The sequence below is a fragment of the Pseudomonas sp. LBUM1656 genome, assembly GCF_059716065.1.
The window spans coordinates 4,424,052-4,440,960 of sequence record NZ_CP166800.1 but is presented as its reverse complement, the minus strand read 5'-3'; the positions used below and the strand labels follow the sequence as shown (position 1 = coordinate 4,440,960).

19 protein-coding genes are annotated in these 16,909 nt (G+C 61.2%); 6 read left to right on the top strand and 13 right to left on the bottom strand.

Going from position 1 to position 16,909, the window contains the following annotated elements:
• Positions 1-45: 45 nt before the first annotated feature.
• Genes ACA072_RS19960 through ACA072_RS19940 form a run of 5 tightly spaced genes read right to left on the bottom strand, consistent with a single transcriptional unit; the run spans position 46 to position 3,629 of the window.
• The gene (locus ACA072_RS19960; RefSeq protein ID WP_497620071.1) at positions 46-972 is read right to left on the bottom strand and encodes a metal ABC transporter substrate-binding protein; all 927 of its coding nucleotides are present in this window, start codon (positions 970-972) and stop codon (positions 46-48) included.
• Positions 973-1,007: 35 nt separating this feature from the next.
• A complete protein-coding gene (locus tag ACA072_RS19955) occupies positions 1,008-1,580 on the bottom strand; it encodes a DUF6162 family protein (protein ID WP_497620070.1) in 573 nt (190 codons plus the stop codon).
• Positions 1,577-1,900 carry a hypothetical protein gene (locus tag ACA072_RS19950; protein ID WP_497620068.1) on the bottom strand — a complete coding sequence of 108 codons (324 nt, stop codon included), beginning with the start codon at positions 1,898-1,900 and terminating at the stop codon, positions 1,577-1,579. Before ACA072_RS19950 ends, ACA072_RS19955 begins: the two co-directional genes overlap by 4 nt.
• Positions 1,897-2,439, bottom strand: a complete 543-nt coding sequence (locus ACA072_RS19945) for a PA2404 family protein (RefSeq protein WP_497620066.1) — start codon at positions 2,437-2,439, stop codon at positions 1,897-1,899. Before ACA072_RS19945 ends, ACA072_RS19950 begins: the two co-directional genes overlap by 4 nt.
• Positions 2,436-3,629 carry a PepSY-associated TM helix domain-containing protein gene (locus tag ACA072_RS19940; RefSeq protein WP_497620065.1) on the bottom strand — a complete coding sequence of 398 codons (1,194 nt, stop codon included), beginning with the start codon at positions 3,627-3,629 and terminating at the stop codon, positions 2,436-2,438. The genes ACA072_RS19945 and ACA072_RS19940 overlap by 4 nt, the downstream gene beginning before the upstream one ends.
• 430 nt (positions 3,630-4,059) lie before the next feature.
• Between ACA072_RS19940 and leuC the strand changes: the two genes are divergently transcribed.
• Both leuC and leuD read left to right on the top strand, forming a co-directional pair.
• Positions 4,060-5,481 carry a 3-isopropylmalate dehydratase large subunit gene (gene leuC, locus ACA072_RS19935; RefSeq protein WP_497620063.1) on the top strand — a complete coding sequence of 474 codons (1,422 nt, stop codon included), beginning with the start codon at positions 4,060-4,062 and terminating at the stop codon, positions 5,479-5,481.
• Positions 5,478-6,092 carry a 3-isopropylmalate dehydratase small subunit gene (gene leuD, locus ACA072_RS19930; RefSeq protein ID WP_497620061.1) on the top strand — a complete coding sequence of 205 codons (615 nt, stop codon included), beginning with the start codon at positions 5,478-5,480 and terminating at the stop codon, positions 6,090-6,092. The genes leuC and leuD overlap by 4 nt, the downstream gene beginning before the upstream one ends.
• Positions 6,093-6,236: 144 nt before the next feature.
• Here the strand turns inward: leuD and ACA072_RS19925 are convergent, their stop codons facing one another.
• From ACA072_RS19925 to soxR, 4 genes are all read right to left on the bottom strand, one after another.
• Positions 6,237-7,187: a LysR substrate-binding domain-containing protein gene (locus ACA072_RS19925; protein WP_497625016.1), complete on the bottom strand. Its 951-nt coding sequence runs from the start codon at positions 7,185-7,187 to the stop codon at positions 6,237-6,239.
• Between the two features lie 18 nt (positions 7,188-7,205).
• Entirely contained in the window at positions 7,206-8,081 is an 876-nt protein-coding gene (locus ACA072_RS19920; RefSeq protein WP_497620059.1) for an alpha/beta fold hydrolase, read from the bottom strand.
• A 242-nt stretch (positions 8,082-8,323) separates the two neighbouring features.
• A complete protein-coding gene (locus ACA072_RS19915; protein WP_497620057.1) occupies positions 8,324-8,782 on the bottom strand; it encodes a VOC family protein in 459 nt (152 codons plus the stop codon).
• A 270-nt stretch (positions 8,783-9,052) separates the two neighbouring features.
• The gene (gene soxR, locus ACA072_RS19910; protein WP_497620055.1) at positions 9,053-9,520 is read right to left on the bottom strand and encodes a redox-sensitive transcriptional activator SoxR; all 468 of its coding nucleotides are present in this window, start codon (positions 9,518-9,520) and stop codon (positions 9,053-9,055) included.
• 95 nt (positions 9,521-9,615) lie between these two features.
• On the opposite strand from soxR, the gene ACA072_RS19905 reads away from it, so the two are divergent.
• A complete protein-coding gene (locus tag ACA072_RS19905; protein WP_497620054.1) occupies positions 9,616-9,981 on the top strand; it encodes an antibiotic biosynthesis monooxygenase in 366 nt (121 codons plus the stop codon).
• On the opposite strand, the gene ACA072_RS19900 is transcribed toward ACA072_RS19905, so the two are convergent.
• The 4 genes from ACA072_RS19900 to msuE form a co-directional block, all read right to left on the bottom strand.
• The gene (locus ACA072_RS19900; RefSeq protein WP_497620053.1) at positions 9,978-11,081 is read right to left on the bottom strand and encodes a sigma-54 interaction domain-containing protein; all 1,104 of its coding nucleotides are present in this window, start codon (positions 11,079-11,081) and stop codon (positions 9,978-9,980) included. The two genes, ACA072_RS19905 and ACA072_RS19900, sit on opposite strands and share 4 nt — an antisense overlap.
• A gap of 24 nt (positions 11,082-11,105) precedes the next feature.
• On the bottom strand, positions 11,106-12,293 hold the full coding sequence (locus tag ACA072_RS19895; protein WP_497620052.1) for an acyl-CoA dehydrogenase family protein: 1,188 nt from the start codon (positions 12,291-12,293) through the stop codon (positions 11,106-11,108).
• A 135-nt stretch (positions 12,294-12,428) separates the two neighbouring features.
• Positions 12,429-13,574, bottom strand: a complete 1,146-nt coding sequence (ssuD, locus tag ACA072_RS19890; protein ID WP_497620050.1) for an FMNH2-dependent alkanesulfonate monooxygenase — start codon at positions 13,572-13,574, stop codon at positions 12,429-12,431.
• A 10-nt stretch (positions 13,575-13,584) separates the two neighbouring features.
• The gene (gene msuE, locus ACA072_RS19885) at positions 13,585-14,148 is read right to left on the bottom strand and encodes an FMN reductase (protein WP_497620049.1); all 564 of its coding nucleotides are present in this window, start codon (positions 14,146-14,148) and stop codon (positions 13,585-13,587) included.
• Positions 14,149-14,548: 400 nt separating this feature from the next.
• On the opposite strand from msuE, the gene ACA072_RS19880 reads away from it, so the two are divergent.
• From ACA072_RS19880 to ACA072_RS19870, 3 genes are all read left to right on the top strand, one after another.
• Complete coding sequence (locus tag ACA072_RS19880) at positions 14,549-14,818, top strand: hypothetical protein (protein ID WP_131060115.1); 270 nt, start codon at positions 14,549-14,551, stop codon at positions 14,816-14,818.
• A 102-nt stretch (positions 14,819-14,920) separates the two neighbouring features.
• The gene (locus ACA072_RS19875; protein ID WP_497620047.1) at positions 14,921-15,532 is read left to right on the top strand and encodes a LysE family translocator; all 612 of its coding nucleotides are present in this window, start codon (positions 14,921-14,923) and stop codon (positions 15,530-15,532) included.
• A 204-nt stretch (positions 15,533-15,736) separates the two neighbouring features.
• The gene (locus ACA072_RS19870) at positions 15,737-16,894 is read left to right on the top strand and encodes a cysteine desulfurase family protein (RefSeq protein WP_497620046.1); all 1,158 of its coding nucleotides are present in this window, start codon (positions 15,737-15,739) and stop codon (positions 16,892-16,894) included.
• Positions 16,895-16,909 lie beyond the last annotated feature (15 nt).

The following is a 16,909-nucleotide window of genomic DNA, read 5'->3' as shown; positions in this document are numbered from 1 at the left end:
CTCCCACAGGGGGGGCATCGTTGGCCAGAATGGTTTCTTTTGAGGTCATTTCCCCGACTCCTGAATCGCCCGGACCACGGTGTTGAGGTTGCCGGTCATTTCCTTTTCGTACTTGTCGGCGGTGTATTCGCCATAGGAAATGTGCGACAGCGGGTACAGCTTGACCCCGGATTCACGCTGGATGGTGTCGACATAGGAGGACGGGAAATCCATCTCTGAGAAGATCACCTTCACGTCGAGTTCCCGCAGTTGATCGATGGTTTTTTTCAGCTGGCTCGGGCTCGGCTCGATACCGTGGGCCGGTTCGACCACGGCCGTCACTTCCAGGCCGAATTCACGCAGCAGATAGTCATACGCCGCGTGAACAGTGGCCACTCGCAGCTCGGCGTTCGGTGCCTGGGTCAGTTTCGCCAGGGCATCGGCGCGCATCTGCCGCAGGCGTTTGCCGTAGGCGCGGGCGTTCTGGGTGTAGGTCTTGGCGTTGGCCGGGTCGAGCTTGCCCAGTTCCCGGGCGATGTTGTTGACCTGGGCAATCGAGGCGCTGATCGACAGGAAAGTGTGCGGGTTCACGACCTTGCCGGCACCGCGTGCGGCGACGCCGGTGGCGGCCAGCAGCGGCACGTTTTCGTTGGCTTCGATCACCGGGACGTTCGGGGTTTCGCTGGCGGCAATCATGCGGTCGGCGAAGTCGTCATGACCAACGCCGTTTAACACGACCACGTCCAGTCCGCTGATGCGCTTGATGTCTTCGGCGCGCGGCTCGTAGGCATGCGGGTTGAAACCGGCCGGAATCAGCGGCACCACCTCGGCCTTGTCACCGACGATATTGGCCACGTAGCTGTAATAAGGGTGCAGGGTGATGCCGATGCGCAAGCGCTTGGCTTCGTCGGCGCTGGCCAGTGGCGTCAGCAGCAAGGCTAGCAGGCCGACCAGCAGCGGGCGCAGGAAAGAGCGTTGAGATGAAATGGGCATGGGAAAGCGGTCTTCTCTCGGGTGAAGGCGAGGGTTCAGTGCCGGTGCTGGCGGGTTACGCCGGCATCGAATTGCGCGACGATCTGCTGCCAGCCGGCGCTTTCCAGCGCGGCGTCAGTCAGATCGGTCGGGGCCGCGAGGGCTTTACCGCGGTTGAGCCAGACGTCAGGTGCGTCGTCGTCGGCAGTCAGGCGCATCAAAAACGAACCGGCCACGGCAGGCGTCTGGCTTTGACCGAAGTACGCCTTGGCGGCGAGCAAATACCAGGCATGGCTGCCACGGCTGACGGAACTGGCGTCCTGGGCAAACGGTGCAAAGCCTTCATCGGCAAGATTTTGTGGTGTCGGCAGCGCTTGCTGTTCCTGGCGCAGCAGGTGGATCTCGTCCAGGGTCACCCGCAGGTCGGCGTAGATCCCTTGCTCGGACGCGCTGAGGTCGCGGCGGGCATCCAGTTGATGGCTGCCGACGCTGCTGACTTCCTGAGACTCATGGCGCCAGGCGACCACCGAGCCGGCCACCGCCAGGATCATCAGACACAACAGCAACACATACAGGGTTTCATGACCGGCACCGGCCGGGCGAACGACGTGTGTAGTAGGCGTACTCATGGGGCTTCGATGTCCGCTTGGTCGATCTCGACGACGTGGCCGGGGCCTGCGTCGAACAGCACGTAGAACTCGGCGCCGGGCTTCTTGAAGGTCAGGGTCGAATCGGCGCCGAGCTTGCCCGGCACCAGAATGGTTTCGTCGTAGCCGATCACATCCAGCGTCACGCCTGGCGCGCCGCTGCCGTCGGAGAAACCGCCGGTGCATTTGATTTGTTCGGCGTCGATGGCTTTGCATTCGCACATCGGGTTGTGGGCCAGGGCGCTGGCGCTGAAACCGGTGCAGAGCACCAGCAAAGCCGCGTTCAGGGAACGTAGCGTCATGGTTTGCCTCCTTGTTTGTTCAGCCACGCGAGGGTGGCGGGGGATGCCTGGCTCAGCGGGATCGACGCTTGGTGCATCGCGCCGTCCCAGCCTTCCATAGTGATCCACAGTTCGGCGTCGGCTTTGGTCTTGTCCGGGATCGGCAGCATGGCGCCCATGCGGTACGGCGTGCCGAAGAAAATCACTCCGGCGGCGCGCAGGCTGCGGGGTTTGCCGATGCGCAGGTACGTGGCCTTGACCTGATCGCGGCAGCTGTCGCACAGCGCCGCGCTGAAGCTCTTCATGTGGCCGGCCGGGCCATCGAGGGTCGGGGCTTCGTTGCGCAACTCGGCGAGGCGCAGGCTCCAGGGACCGACCTTCACTTCACCGATTTCCCGCTCACCGAGGCCGGTGTCGCCGCGAAACAGCGCCGCGTCGGCAAAGTATTTGGGCATGAACCCCAGCGGCACCAGCAACAGCAGTACGTTGATGTGGAAGCGCCATTTGTGCCAGAAGCGGCTCAGCTTCGAGGCAGGTTTGTCAGCGATGAACAGGCTCATTGGCTGGCCTCCGTGGTTTCACGGCGTGTGACGACGGCGGTGCGCGGACGTTTGTCTTTGCGCTTGAGGGCATTGGCCGTGGCCAGGGCGGTGCGCTTGGTCCAGATCAGCAGGCCGCTAAGGACCATCATGCTCAGGATCAAACCGAAGAAGAACCAGATCAGCTTGATCCAGAGGCCGCCGAAATCACCGGTGTGCAACGGCCGCATGGATTCGGTCACCAGCTCCAGGCCGGAACGGTCCGACAGCAGGCGGGTGGCGGCGATATCACCGGTGTACGGGTTGATTTCGGCGGTCTGGAACATCAACGGATACCAACTGCGACCACCCACCGTCAGGTAGCTGTAGGCATTGGCGGGCATGCTGACGAAGCTGTCTTCCAGGCCGGGAATGCGTTCCTTGGCCTGGGCAATCGCGGCCTCCAGGCTGATCATCGGCGCCGGCGAGCCATCGGTACTCACCGGTACGCTTTCACGCGGGACCACCAAGGCCACTGGGGCGGTGGAAATCGACACCTGGTTATCGAACATGAACGCCTGGATCAGGAACCACGTGCTGGTGATGGAAATCACTGCGATGAACCAGATCGACCAGATGCCGCTCAGGCGGTGAAAGTCGCCCCAGAAAATCCGCGCGCCATGACGGATACGCAGCGTCGGCCGAAAGAAGCCTTTCCAGAAACGCTTGTAGACCACCAGCCCGGTCACCAAAGACGCCAGTAAAGGCAGACTCAAGAACGACACCAGGTACCAGCCCCAGCTGTAACCGTTGGTGAACGGCACCAGCCACCAGCCATGCAATGCACGGGTGAAGGCCTGGAAATTGAATTGCGGGGCGGCGCCCTGAATCACGCCAGTGTATGGGTTGACGTAAACCGTCACCGAGCGCCCGTCGGGGTAGCTGACGCTGACATCGAGCGCGAAGTGCGACTCGTCGGGCCGGCTGATGCCCTCGACCAGGGTGTTCGGTTCCGCCTTCTTGATGGCGGCGATGATCTGGTCATAGCTGAGCAGCGGCGCGTCGTCCGATGGTTGACTGGCGCGCATTTGCGGGTTGGCCAGCCAGACGATTTCCTGACTGACCACCGCCAGCGTGCCGGTGACACAGACGATCAGCACGAAAAACCAGATCGGCAAGGCCAGCCAGCTGTGGACCAGAAACCAGAGTTTGGAGCGGGATTTCTTCGACATGATTAAAGGTCTTGTATCAGTGAGAGGGCCTCTGCTGCGGGCTTCCCAGCGATGAGGTCCATGAAAGGCCGGCCCGTGGCTTTTGCCTACGCGGACTGACTGCATCTATATAGGACGGATGAGAACCGGAAATCCCGAACGGCAATGTGAAAGTAAATGTTTCGCGTTCCCGCCAACCCATAACCCCCCCGTGGGAGCGGGCTTGCTCGCGAAGGCGTCTTGTCAGTCGATATCAATGTTGAATGACACACCGTCTTCGCGAGCAAGCCCGCTCCCACAGGGGGGCTGCATTCATATGTGATTGCGGTGTTTTACCGATCCAACACGAACCATGGTTCACGGGATCACTTTCCGGCCATTGATGGCTATGGACCACTCCCTAAGATGGAGCTCAGACGCCTTTCACCCGCGAGCCTGAGCGAGCACCTCCATGACTCCAGCAAGAACCCTCTACGACAAACACATCGATTCCCACACGGTGTGTCGCCTCGATGACCAGGGCCACGTCCTGTTGTACATCGATCGCCAGGTCATCAACGAATACACCAGTCCCCAGGCGTTCAGCGGTTTGCGCGAGGCCGGGCGCGGAGTCTGGCGTGCCGGAACCGCGTTGGCGGTGGTCGATCACGTCAACCCCACCGCCCCGTTACGCATCGCCGCGATGCCGGACCCCGGTGGCGCGCGGCAGGTGTCGTACCTGGCGGAAAACTGCCGGGACTTCGGCATCGAGTTGATCGACATCCTCAACAAACGTCAGGGCATCGAACACGTCATCGCCCCGGAGCAGGGTTTTATCCTGCCGGGCATGGTGATCGCCGCGGGCGACAGCCACACCACCACCTATGGCGCCCTTGGTGCGTTCGGCTTCGGTATTGGCACTTCGGAAATCGAGCACTTGCTGGCGTCCCAGACTCTGGTCTACAAACGCCTGAAAAGCATGCGCGTGACGGTAGATGGCGAGTTGGCGCCGGGGCTGACGTCCAAGGACGTGATCATGGCGCTGATCGGCCAGATCGGCGCGTCAGGCGCGACTGGCTACGCCATCGAATTTTGCGGCTCGACCATCGATGCCCTGAGTGTCGAAGCGCGCATGACCATCTGCAACATGGCCGTCGAGGCCGGCGCGCGGGGTGCGTTCATGGCCCCGGACGAGAAAGTCTTCGCCTACCTCAAGGGCAAACCCCGCGCTCCCAAAGGCACGTTGTGGGAGCAAGCGCTGGAGAAATGGCGCGCCTTGTACAGCGACGCGGACGCGCACTTCGACCGTGAAGTCCGGGTTGAGGCCAACGCCCTGGAACCGATGGTGACGTGGGGCACCAGCCCGGACCAGGCCTCCCCGATCGGCGCGCGCGTGCCTGACCCGCAGGACATCAGCGACCTGATCCTGCGTCAGGACATGCGCCGCGCCCTGAATTACATGGGCCTCGAAGCCGGCATGCCGCTCAGCGACATTGTCATCAGCCACGCCTTTATCGGCTCCTGCACCAACGCGCGCATCGAAGACCTGCGCGATGCCGCCAGCGTGGTGCGCGGCAAACACGTCGCCGGGCACGTGCGGGCGATGATCGTGCCGGGCTCCACCGAGGTGCGCAATCAGGCTGAAGCCGAAGGCCTGGCGGCGATCTTTATCGAGGCCGGCTTTGAGTGGCGGCAGTCCGGCTGCTCGATGTGCCTGGCGATGAACGACGACGTGCTGGCGCCGGGCGACCGCTGCGCCTCCAGCACCAACCGCAATTTCGAAGGCCGTCAGGGTGCGGGCGCGCGCACGCACCTAATGAGCCCGGCGATGGTCGCCGCGGCAGCGATCACCGGCCGCTTGACCGACATCCGCCACTTTGGAGACCGCGCATGAGCCTGCAACCTTTCACTCAGGTCACCGGCAAGGCCGCGCCGATGCTCGCGGCCAATATCGACACCGACGTGATCATGCCCAAGCAGTTTCTCAAGGGCATCGACCGCGCCGGGCTGGATCGTGGCTTGTTTTTTGACCTGCGGTTCTTGCCGGACGGTTCGCTTAATCCCCAGTTCGTGCTGAACAAACCGGCATGGCAGGGTGCAAGTTTCATGGTGGTCGGGCCGAACTTCGGCTGCGGGTCGAGCCGTGAGCACGCGGTGTGGGGCTTGAAGCAGATGGGGATTCGGGCGCTGATCGGCAGCAGCTTTGCCGGGATTTTTTATGACAACTGCCAGCGTAACGGGGTGTTGTTGATTACCCTCGATGAGGCAGCGTCACAGCGGCTTGGGCAAGTGGTCAGTGAGCCGGACAGCGCGCTGATCCATGTCGATCTGGAAGATCAGGAGATTCGCCTCCACGATGGTCGGGTCATCCCCTTCGAGATCGATACCTTGCGTAAAACCGCATTGCTGCTGGGCCTCGACGCCATCGGCAGCACCCTGCAGCGCAGCGAACAGATCAAAGCCTTCGAGCGCAATCACCTGGCCGCCAACCCCTGGCTAAGCTGAAACACAAATCCAATTGTGGGAGCGGGCTTGCTCGCGAAGGCGGTGTGTCAGTCAACGTTGATGGCGACTGACACGACGCCTTCGCGAGCAAGCCCGCTCCCACAATCAATCTTTATCAGGCACAGATTCCAGTTGAGGCTTCGGCTACACCGACAACCCCTTGAAATGCTCCTGCAAGAACTCCACACACGCGCGCAATTTCCCCGAATACGCCAGCCGCGTCGGGTACACCGCCCAGACGTTGGCGCTCTGGGTATATTCCGGCAGCAGTTGCACCAGCCGCCCTTGCTCCAGCAACGGTTTCACATCCCACAATGAGCGCAGCAACACCCCGCGCCCATCCAGCGCCCACTGCAAGACAATCTCTCCGCTGTTGGACGACAACGGCCCGCTGACCCTTACGCTGTCCAGAACCCCCTCGCGTTCCAGGTTCCAGACACCAAAAGAATTGTCGCGCTCCTTGAGCACCAGGCAATCGTGCTGCTCCAGATCGCTCAGGGTTTGCGGCGTGCCCCGGCGTTGCAGATAGGCCGGGGCCGCGCACAGCACCCGCCGGTTACTCACCAACTGCCGGCCAATGTGCTGACCGGGAATGTCATCGCCGACACGGATCTCCAGATCAAAGCCTTCGTTGACGATGTCCACCACCCGATCGAACAGGTCGAGGCGAATCTCCAGATCCGGGTAGCGCTCGGCCAAGAACGACAGGGCCGGTGCCACATGAATGCGGCCGAAGCCGAAACTCGTGCACAAATGCAAGCGCCCGCGAGGGCTGTCGTGGGCGTCGGAGAGTTCGTCGTGCAGTTGCTGGAAGTCATCGAGAATGCGCAGCGCCCAGCGCTGGACCCGTTCACCGTCCTCGGTCAGGGCGATGCGGCGACTGGTGCGATGGAGCAGGCGGGTGCCGAGGGTGGTTTCGAGAATCTGGATGCGCTTGCTGACGTAGGCGGGCGACAGGCCCAGCTCATCGGCCGCGGCGGCGAAACCGCTCTTGCGGATCACGGTGAGGAGTACACGCAGGTCTTCGGGTAGGGGCACGGTGTCTTTCTTGGTGGTCATGGCAGAACGAACACTGGCGGCATGAGCCGCCAGCATAGCAGCGGGACGCAACGATCAGCGCAGGAAACCCAGCACTTCGGCCAGCAGCAGTTCAGGGGCTTCTTCGGCGATGTAATGGCCAGCGGGCAGGGCCTTGCCACGGACGTCGGTGGCCACGTGTTGCCATTCCTTGAGCGGCGCGAAACAGCGCCCGACCGTCCCTTCGGCGCCCCACAGAACCAGTAACGGCAGGTGCAGATAATGACCGGCCTTGATATCGGCACGGTCATGCTCCAGGTCGATGCTGGCGCTGGCGCGGTAGTCCTCGCAGATGCCGCGCGCGGTGCCCGGCAGTTTCAGGCAGCGCACGTATTCACCGAAGGCCTCGGGGGTAAACGGCTTGAGCCCGGCGCTGCGGCTGCCCATCACGCTGCGCAGATAGGCTTCGGGGTCGGCTTCGATCAGGGTTTCCGGCAGCGGTGCCGGGCGGATCAGGAAGAACCAGTGCCAATAGGCACGGGCAAAGGCTTCGTTGGTTTGCGCGTACATCGACAGGGTCGGTGCGATGTCCAGCAGCACCATGCGTTGTACGGTATCGGGATGATCCAGCGCCAGGCGATGAGCCACTCGGGCACCACGGTCGTGAGCCAGTACCGAGAACTGTTCGAAACCCAGGGACTTCATCAGTTCGACGCTGTCCTTGGCCATTTCTCGTTTGGAATAGTTTGTGTGGTGATCATTGGCCGGCGGCTTGCCGCTGTCGCCGTAGCCGCGCAAGTCGGCGGCGACCACGGTGAAGTGCTCGGCCAGTTGTTCGGCGACCTTGTGCCAGATGACGTGGGTCTGCGGGTGACCGTGCAGCAACAGCAGGCCCGGTCCGCTGCCGCCGATGCGGCAGGCAATGTCCACACCGTTGACGTGGCGCTGGTCTTTCAGGAATCCGGCGAACATGGGCGAGTCCTTGTTGTAGTTGCCTGCATCCTGAAAGTGTTGCGCGCCGGGGACAAGGCGCGAAGCGTGGAGCGCTTGTTCATGAAGTGTGTTCAGGGAGATAGGCGATGCCTGTGAGGGCCTCTTCGCGAGCAAGCCCGCTCCCACATTTGATTTTCTGTGAACACATAACTTGGGTCTGATGAAGATCAAATGTGGGAGCGGGCTTGCTCGCGAAGGGGCCGTAGGCTCCACCGAGGATCTCAACCCTGCTGAAACATCTCCTTCGCCCGCTGCTCAATCTGCTCCTGAGTCAAATCCTCCTTGCGCGTAGCCAGAAACCAGAGATGCCCATAGGGATCTCTCAACGTCCCCGAGCGGTCGCCATAGAACTGATCCTTGACCTCAGACACCACCGTGCCGCCCGCTGCAATTGCCTGTTTATAGGACGTGTCCACATCGTTCACATACAAATGCAGCCCCACGGACGGCGACCTGTCCGGATTGCTCAATGGCCCCTGATCGCACGGCGTACCGAGCATGATCGGGCAATCGCCGATGCGCAGTTCAGCGTGGCCAATCCCGCCATCCGGCATGGCCAGGCGCATGACTTCGGTGGCACCAAAGGCTTTCTTGTAGAACTCGATGGCTTCGGCCGCTTTCTGAATGCCCAGATAAGGCGTGATGCTGTGATAACCCTCTGGAATGGGTTTGACGCTCATGACGGTGCTCCCTTGTTGTAGTGAGTTGAAGGTGTTCCTTCGCCGATTTCCGGTCGGATAACTATAGGTCAGCGCCTTTTGCACAGCCGAGTCCCCGACGAGCAGCAGCGCCACTGTTCAGCCATCAACCGAGCAGGGTTCTAAGCTTCTGTTGACCATGAGGACGCCATCGCGGGCAAGCCACGCTCCCACAGGTTCTGTGTCGCTTATAAAAATTGCGAACAACACAAAAAACTGTGGGAGCGTGGCTTGCCCGCGAAAGCCGCACCGCTATTTCGGGTCAGTCCCCGATTCAAGCAGCTGCGCTCCCGACCCCAGTTCCCCCAGCACATCGCCAAAATTACGCAACGGACACGCCTCCATCGACAAACACCCGCAGCCAATACAGCCATTGAGCTTGTCCCGCAGCAAGGTCAATTGATTGATCCGCTCATCCAGATCCCGGCTCCACTGCGCCGACAACATCTTCCAGTCCGCCGCCGTCGGCGCGCGGTTATCCGGCAAGGCTTTCAGCGCTTCGCCGATCTCCGCCAGTGGAATCCCCAAGCGCTGGGCCACCTTGATCAACGCCACTCGCCGCAACACTTCCCGTGGATAGCGCCGCTGGTTGCCCTGATTGCGATTGCTTTTGATCAAGCCCTTGGATTCATAAAAGTGCAGCGCCGTGACCGCCACGCCGCTGCGCGCAGCCAATTGGCCGACGGTGAGTTCCTTGTGCAAATGTTCCGAGGTGATCATTTGAAAAATGCCTCTTGACCTCTAGTTAACTTGAGGTTTTACCCTGCAGGCCTTCGGATCGCAAGGTCCGGCTTTCACGTCAGTGGGGACTCTTCATGCCAGCGCCAGAGAAAAATCGCAGCTTCACCCAGTTGATCGAATTCGAGATCGAACCCCATCAGCAACCCGCGTTGGTGTCGGCATTATCAAAGCAGACCGAACGCCTGGCCCAAGGCTACAGCGGTTTTCTGAGTGCGAGCATCCAGGCCAGCGACGACGGCCGGCGGGTGCTCAACTACCTGCAATGGCAATCTCGCGAGGCGGGAGAAGCCGCGTTTCAGAGCTTTGAAAGCGGCGAGCAGGATTTCTGGCAACTGATTCGCGCCCATCAGGCGAAAACCGTGACCTTCGGCTCGTTCCAGGTGCTGCACAGTCTGGAACGTAGCCACGACGACGCGTTGCACTGCAACTTAGTAGGTTAAATCGACAACTGCATCAAGCGCTCACCCTGAACGTTTTCCGTAGGCCGGCGCTTGTTCACCGCCAGTTCGCCGATCTTTATCAGTCGCGTGCGCGTGACGTTGCGGCTCAAGCCCAGCAGGGCAGCGGTGTGCACCTGGTTGTAATGGCTGAAGCGATAAGCCGCGCGCAACAAGGCGTCCTCGACTTTCTCGTGGAGTGCACCGGCCTGTTCTTCGAAAAGCTTTTGAAAGGCCCGGTCGAGCAAGGCTTCCGGTGAGTCGTCGACGTTGCTGTGGTGATCATCCTGACGCTCGATACGCATGTTCGACAGCCGCAGGTCATCGCGTTCGATCACGCCGTTGCGGCAGATCAGCAGGGTGTGGTGAATCACGTTTTCCAGTTCACGGATGTTGCCCGGCCAGCTGTAGCTGCGCAGTTTCAGCTCGGCCTCTTTGCTGATGGTGATGCTGCCGTAACCCAGACGCTGGCTGTAGGCTTCGACGAAATGTCGAGTCAGCGGCAGGATATCGCCGGGGCGGTCGCGCAGCGGGCTCAGTTCCAGGCTGACCACGTCGAGGCGGTAGTACAAATCCTCACGGAAATGCCCGGCGTTGATGGCTTTCTCCAACTGCACGTTGGTCGCCGCCAGCACCCGCACGTCGATGGGAATGCTCTTGCGCGAACCGAGGCGCACCACTTCGCGCTCTTGCAGCACGCGCAGCAACTTGACCTGAATCGCCATCGGCAAATCACCGATCTCGTCGAGGAACAAGGTGCCGCCATCGGCCTCTTCGAACCAGCCGGCCTTGGCGCTCAGCGCCCCGGTGAACGCACCTTTTTCATGGCCGAACAACTCGGCTTCCACCAGGGATTCGGAGAACGCCCCGCAGTTCACCGCCACGAACGGCCGATTACGCCGGGCGCTCAGATTGTGGATGTGCCGCGCCACCAACTCCTTGCCGGTGCCGGTTTCGCCGATGATCAGCACGCTGGCTTCACTCGGTGCGACTTGTTGAATGTGCGCGAGCAAGGCCTGGGATTTCGGGTCTTCGAACACCTGCGCGGTGGCGCGGATCGACGTGGCCAGGGCGGGCGAGGGCGGTAGGGTCAGAAGTTGCATCAGGCAGGCTCCCTGAATAGAAGGCTATGAATAGAAAGTCGGGATCGGCAGGGACTGGTTCAACGCCCAGTCGCCCAGTTCATGGAGTTTGTAATCCACCGGGTCGTGCAGGGTTTGCGTGCGCAGGTTGCGCCAGTGGCGGTCCAGTCGTAGCGAGGCGTGAGTCGAGCGCGCGCCGGTGACTTCGAACAAGCGGCTACAGATCTCCAGGCCATTGCGCGTGGCCGCGACTTTCGCGGTGGCGATGGCCGTGGCGAGCTGCCCGCGTTCTTCGGCGCTGAGGTTCGGGCCCTTGGCCCACGCCTTGTCGAGCAACCCGGCGGCGCGTTCCACCAGCAGTCGAACGCCTTCGAGGGCGACCCAGAATTCGCCGTAATGACCAAGCACATAAGGATCCTGACGCACATCCTGTGCGCTGGATTTATGCCACGGTCGGGTCTCGGTGAGCGTGTATTGCCGCGCTTCTTCGAAAGCCCCTTCGGCAATGCCGAGGAACATGTGGGTGAATGTAAGTTGGGCAATCAACGGCCGCAGACAGGCAAATGGTGTACTCAGCGGACCCGGATCGAGCAGCAGTTCCGATTCCTCGACCCGCACTCGCTCGAACGTCGCGCTGCCGCTGTCGGTCTGGCGCTGGCCCATGTTGTTCCAGTCGTTGTGCAGGGTGATACCGCTGCGACCGCTGGGAATCGCGGCGATCAGCAGCTTGCCACCGGCACTTTCATCAACGGCCGAAGCGATCAGCATTTCCGAGTCAGTGGCACCGGAGCAGAAACTTTTCTTGCCGGAAAACTCCCGCCAGCCACCGAGGTTTTTCACCACGGTACGGGTGTCCAGCGGGTTGAGCGCGTTGCCCCAGAACCAGTTTTTGCGCGCGGTCTGTTCAAACCACGGTTGCCACTGCTCGGGCCTGGCGAACAGGCGCACGGTGGCGAGCATCAGGTGATGGAAACCGAAGACATGGGCGATCGAACTGTCGACCTTGGCGAACTCGCGCACGATGCCCAAGGTGTCACTCCAGCTGACGCCGAGGCCGCCGTACTGGACGGGAATGCTTAATGCGAGCAGACCGCTTTGGCGCAAGGCGTCACGTTCGGCCTTGGGCGTACCGCCACGCTCGTCGCGCTCGACGGCAGTCAGGGCAAACTCGGCGGCCAACTGGCGGGCGGTCTGCAAAGGGGATAACAGGGCACTTTGCGGCTTGGCAGTCACGCGGGGTTCCTCTTCGAAATCGGAGCAAATCCCTGTGGGAGCGGGCTTGCCCGCGAAGGCGTCGGAACATTCAAAATAAATGTCGGCTGTACGTACGCTTTCGCGGGCAAGCCCGCTCCCACAGGTTTTGCGTGGTCAGGCCGTGGCTTTGGCGGGCAGTACGTCATTGGCGATCATTTCACCAAACGGCCCGGTGAGGTTGGTGACGCCCCGCCCCGCGAGGCTCGCGTACGGCTCGGGCAAGAGCGGGAACACCAACTCGGCAAAGCGATACGCCTCTTCGAGGTGCGGGTAGCCGGAGAAGATGAAACTCTCGATCCCCAGGTCCGCGTACTCCTTGATCCGCGCCGCCACTTGCTGCGGGTCACCGACCAGCGCCGTCCCGGCGCCGCCGCGCACCAGGCCGACACCGGCCCACAGGTTGGGCGAGATTTCCAGGTTGTCGCGGCGCCCGTCATGCAGTGCCGCCATGCGTCGCTGACCTTCGGAGTCGAAACGCGAGAACGATTTCTGCGCCGCGGCGATGGTCTCGTCGCTGATGTGCTCGATCAGTTTGTCCGCCGCCTTCCAGGCTTCTTTGGCCGTCTCGCGAACGATCACATGCAAGCGAATCCCGAACTTCACCGTGCGACCGTTTCGCTCTGCACGTTCACGCACATCAGCCAGTTTTTCCGCAACGGCGGCCGGCGGTTCGCCCCAGGTCAGGTAGACATCAACCTGCTCGGCGGCGAGTTCATGGGCCGCTTCGGAGGAGCCACCGAAATACAGTGGCGGATAGGGTTTCTGCACCGGCGGATACAGCGCCTTGGCGTTCTGCACTTGCAGGTGTTTGCCTTCGAAATCCACTGATTCGCCTTGCAACACGCGGCGCCAGATCTGCAGGAATTCGTCGGTGACCTCATAGCGCTCGCCGTGATCGAGGAAGATCCCGTCGCCGCGGTTTTCATCTGGATCACCGCCAGTCACCACGTTGATCAGCAACCGGCCATTGGACAGTCGATCCAGCGTGGCAGCCATGCGCGCCGAAACCGTCGGCGAGATGATCCCGGGGCGGATCGCCACCAGATACCGCAGGCGTTCGGTCAATGGCACCAGCGCCGAGGCGATCACCCACGAGTCCTCGCAGGAGCGCCCGGTAGGAATCAGCACGCCGTGGTAGCCAAGGCTGTCAGCGGCTTGCGCCACTTGTTTCAAATAGTTGAGCGTCACAGGGCGCGCGCCCTGGGTGGTGCCCAGGTAATGGCCGTCGCCGTGGGTCGGCAGGAACCAGAAAACATCCATGAAGAAATCCTTAAGCGATTTTCAGCAGATTTTTGGGGGACACGCCAAACAGCGGCGCAGCGCGTTCTGCAGCAAGACGAATGCGGGCCTTCAAGGGCTCACTGGTTATCTGGTAATTGGCGAAATCGGCTTCGGTGGCGTAGACGCCAATCGGCAAGGTCAGGGCCTGGAAGAAACTGAACAGCGGCCGCAACTGATGATCGAGCACCAGCGCATGCCGTTCGCTGCCACCGGTGGCAGCCAGCAAAACCGGCGTGTCGATCAGCGCGTTGAGGTCGATCAGGTCAAACAGGTGCTTGAGCAGGCCAGGGTAGGAGCCGCGATAAACCGGCGCGGCGACGATCAGCAGGTCGGCGTTCTCGATCGCTTGCAGCTCGGCTTCGATCTCGGCGCTCAATTCCTGGCGGGACAGCGCGGCGCCCAGTGGCCTGGCGATGTCGCCCAACTCGATCAGCTTGCTCTCGATCGGCAATTGCTCGGACAGCTCGGCCAATAGCGCTTGGGTCAGCACCAGCGTGCGAGACGGACGCCAGGTACCGCCGGAGAGGGCAACGACTTTCAATGGACGCGACATGATCAGTTCCTTTTTAAACAGTTGCTCAGGGAGCAGTGAGGAGTCACTGACTTGAGCAAGAGCTGTACCAATCCTTACAAGCCCCGTTTTCCGGGGCTTGCAGCGCATCGGTCAGTGGGCGCTGTGCGATTTCGAGGGCTGTTTGTTGAATGACTGTTGCCTGGCAAACAGTTGCCAGGGCAACAGTTGGCTGAGGCGATGGAGTCGTTATAAAGGCTCGTTGTTATTCTGCAAAAGACATTAAATTAATATTTATAGATCGTTTGGAGATAAGAGCCGGCTCGGCTGAGCGTCGTTAGCCAAATTCGATAGCCACTATCGAGAGCGTTGATTTCTGCCCATCGAAGGGCGCGAGTAGCCTGTGTTCATTGCCCCGAACCCAGATGCCAGGACGCCACAGATGAAACCTCTAATCGCCACTTTCTTGCTGCTCGCGGTCTCCGTTCTCGCCGGATGTGCCAGCCATGTTTCGCCTGAATTACGGCCGTACACCGCTGAAGAAAGTCGCGAACTGGCGTTGGAAGCCTTGAATCGTCGAGGTTTGTCCTTCGACGAGTACCATGCGAAAAAAGCCGAATTGCTCGGCCAGCCGCAAAAGTCGTTCAGTTTCGACAAACAAGGCGAGATGAACGCCGAACGTGCTGTACAGCTTCACGGTCGTCCAAGCTGATCGAAAACTGTACCGCTCGAAGTTTTACGTAACTGTCCATGGGTTTCCCCCGGGGCGTGCGATAGGGTCAACACCTGACTGACCCTGATTGGACTGCCGCTCATGCTCTCGCTCGAACTGCTGATGGGCTTCGCCCTGTTTGCCCTCGTCACCTCGATTACCCCCGGCCCCAACAACACCATGTTGCTGGCATCGGGTGTGAACTTCGGCTTTCACCGCACCATCCCGCACATGCTGGGCATCACTTGCGGCTTCTTCGTGCTCGTCGTGGCGGTCGGTTTCGGTCTTGGCGCCGTGTTTCAAACCTATCCGTTGCTCTACACGGTGCTGCGTTACGTCGGCGCGGCGTACTTGCTGTATCTGGCGTGGAAAATAGCCCATTCAGGCCCGGTCTCGGAGAGTGAACAGGGCGACAGCAAGCCGATCAGCTACCTGGGCGCGGCGGCGTTTCAGTGGGTCAATCCCAAGGCTTGGATCATGGCCATCGGCGCCATCAGCACCTACACGCCGATGCAGGGCTATTTCACCAACGTGATCGTGATTGCCGCGGTGTTTGCCTTGATCAACCTGCCGAGCGTCGGCGTCTGGGCCGGTTGCGGCACGTTGTTGCGCAATGTGTTGAAGGATCGTCGCTGGTTGCGCCTGTTCAACTGGGGCATGGCCTTGCTGTTGGTGGCTTCGCTGTATCCGTTATTGATCGAGAGCTTTAGCTGACACATCGCTTCAACCGGTTGGCCGATGCCTGTTAAGCTCGACTTCAGGAGCGTTCCTACGCACTTTTAAATGAAGTTGTTCTTCTTTAACGGCCTCCGATCAGGTATTTCTAACGTTCTGAACGATCGGCGCAGCTCACGAGGCTGCGCTTTGATGTTTCAGTGACGAGCCTCCTGATCCCGGAACATGCTCTGCGAGTTTTCTATGAATAAACGTCCTCTGTATTTTGACTACGCCGCCACCACGCCGGTGGATGAGCGAGTCATCAAGGTCATGGTCGAGTGTCTGGGTTTCAACGGAAACTTTGGCAACCCGGCGTCCAGCTCCCATGCCTTCGGCCAGCAGGCCCGGCAAACGGTCGAGCAGGCGCGGCGCCAGGTCGCTGAGCTGGTCGGTGCCCAGGCAGAACAGATCGTCTGGACCTCCGGTGCCACCGAATCGAACAACCTGGCCCTCAAGGGCGTGGCGCAGGCCCGCGGGGTGTCCGGCGGCCACATCATCACCAGTCAGATCGAACACAAGGCTATCCTCGACACGGCGAAGCAGTTGCAGGACGCCGGTGTTGCAGTGACTTACCTGGTGCCTGACGCCGAGGGACTGATTACCCCGCAAGCGGTCAGCGAGGCGATGCGCGAAGACACCTTTCTGGTGTCGCTGATGCTGGTCAACAACGAGTTGGGCACGGTCAATGACATCGCGGCCATCGGCCAGATCGTGCGTGACCGTGATGCGCTGTTCCATGTCGATGCGGCCCAGGGCGCGGGCAAAGTGGTGATCGATCTGGCCCGCTTGCCGGTGGACCTGATGTCGTTTTCGGCGCACAAGATTTACGGTCCGAAAGGCATCGGCGCCCTGTACGTCGGCCCGCGCGCGCAACAGCGTTTGCAGGCGCAGATTCACGGAGGCGGCCACGAGGGCGGTTTACGTTCCGGGACCCTGGCGACTCACCAGATCGCCGCCATGGGCGTGGCCTTCGCCTTGGCGGCCGCAGCGTTCGATGAAGAAAAAACCACAATCGTGGGACTGCGCGAACGCTTGCTCGGGCAACTGCTGAGCATCCCCGGCGTTCGGCTCAATGGCAGCCCGACCCAACGCATTCCCCACACCCTGAGCCTGACCTTCAACGAAGGCGAGTTCAATTCCGCGGCGTTGAGCAGCTCGATCGCGTTTTCCGCGACCTCGGCCTGTAACTCCGCCAGCAATGCGCCTTCCCATGTGCTGCTGGCCCTGGGGCATGACGCCCGCTCGGCGAGTCGCACCATCCGCTTGAGTCTCGGCCGGTTCACCACCGAGCAGGACATCGACCAAGCGGTACAACTGATCAAAGCAGCCTGCGCCAGTGCCCCGGCATTCTGGCAATAAGGCCTGACAGTGCCG

Bases quoted from the DNA above. Each gene is read 5' to 3' on its own strand.
- ACA072_RS19960 (WP_497620071.1), bottom strand. From the start codon at position 972: ATGCCCATTTCATCTCAACGCTCTTTCCTGCGCCCGCTGCTGGTCGGC.
- ACA072_RS19955 (WP_497620070.1), bottom strand. From the start codon at position 1,580: ATGAGTACGCCTACTACACACGTCGTTCGCCCGGCCGGTGCCGGTCAT.
- ACA072_RS19950 (WP_497620068.1), bottom strand. From the start codon at position 1,900: ATGACGCTACGTTCCCTGAACGCGGCTTTGCTGGTGCTCTGCACCGGT.
- ACA072_RS19945 (WP_497620066.1), bottom strand. From the start codon at position 2,439: ATGAGCCTGTTCATCGCTGACAAACCTGCCTCGAAGCTGAGCCGCTTC.
- ACA072_RS19940 (WP_497620065.1), bottom strand. From the start codon at position 3,629: ATGTCGAAGAAATCCCGCTCCAAACTCTGGTTTCTGGTCCACAGCTGG.
- leuC (WP_497620063.1), top strand. From the start codon at position 4,060: ATGACTCCAGCAAGAACCCTCTACGACAAACACATCGATTCCCACACG.
- leuD (WP_497620061.1), top strand. From the start codon at position 5,478: ATGAGCCTGCAACCTTTCACTCAGGTCACCGGCAAGGCCGCGCCGATG.
- ACA072_RS19925 (WP_497625016.1), bottom strand. From the start codon at position 7,187: ATGCTGGCGGCTCATGCCGCCAGTGTTCGTTCTGCCATGACCACCAAG.
- ACA072_RS19920 (WP_497620059.1), bottom strand. From the start codon at position 8,081: ATGTTCGCCGGATTCCTGAAAGACCAGCGCCACGTCAACGGTGTGGAC.
- ACA072_RS19915 (WP_497620057.1), bottom strand. From the start codon at position 8,782: ATGAGCGTCAAACCCATTCCAGAGGGTTATCACAGCATCACGCCTTAT.
- soxR (WP_497620055.1), bottom strand. From the start codon at position 9,520: ATGATCACCTCGGAACATTTGCACAAGGAACTCACCGTCGGCCAATTG.
- ACA072_RS19905 (WP_497620054.1), top strand. From the start codon at position 9,616: ATGCCAGCGCCAGAGAAAAATCGCAGCTTCACCCAGTTGATCGAATTC.
- ACA072_RS19900 (WP_497620053.1), bottom strand. From the start codon at position 11,081: ATGCAACTTCTGACCCTACCGCCCTCGCCCGCCCTGGCCACGTCGATC.
- ssuD (WP_497620050.1), bottom strand. From the start codon at position 13,574: ATGGATGTTTTCTGGTTCCTGCCGACCCACGGCGACGGCCATTACCTG.
- msuE (WP_497620049.1), bottom strand. From the start codon at position 14,148: ATGTCGCGTCCATTGAAAGTCGTTGCCCTCTCCGGCGGTACCTGGCGT.
- ACA072_RS19880 (WP_131060115.1), top strand. From the start codon at position 14,549: ATGAAACCTCTAATCGCCACTTTCTTGCTGCTCGCGGTCTCCGTTCTC.
- ACA072_RS19875 (WP_497620047.1), top strand. From the start codon at position 14,921: ATGCTCTCGCTCGAACTGCTGATGGGCTTCGCCCTGTTTGCCCTCGTC.
- ACA072_RS19870 (WP_497620046.1), top strand. From the start codon at position 15,737: ATGAATAAACGTCCTCTGTATTTTGACTACGCCGCCACCACGCCGGTG.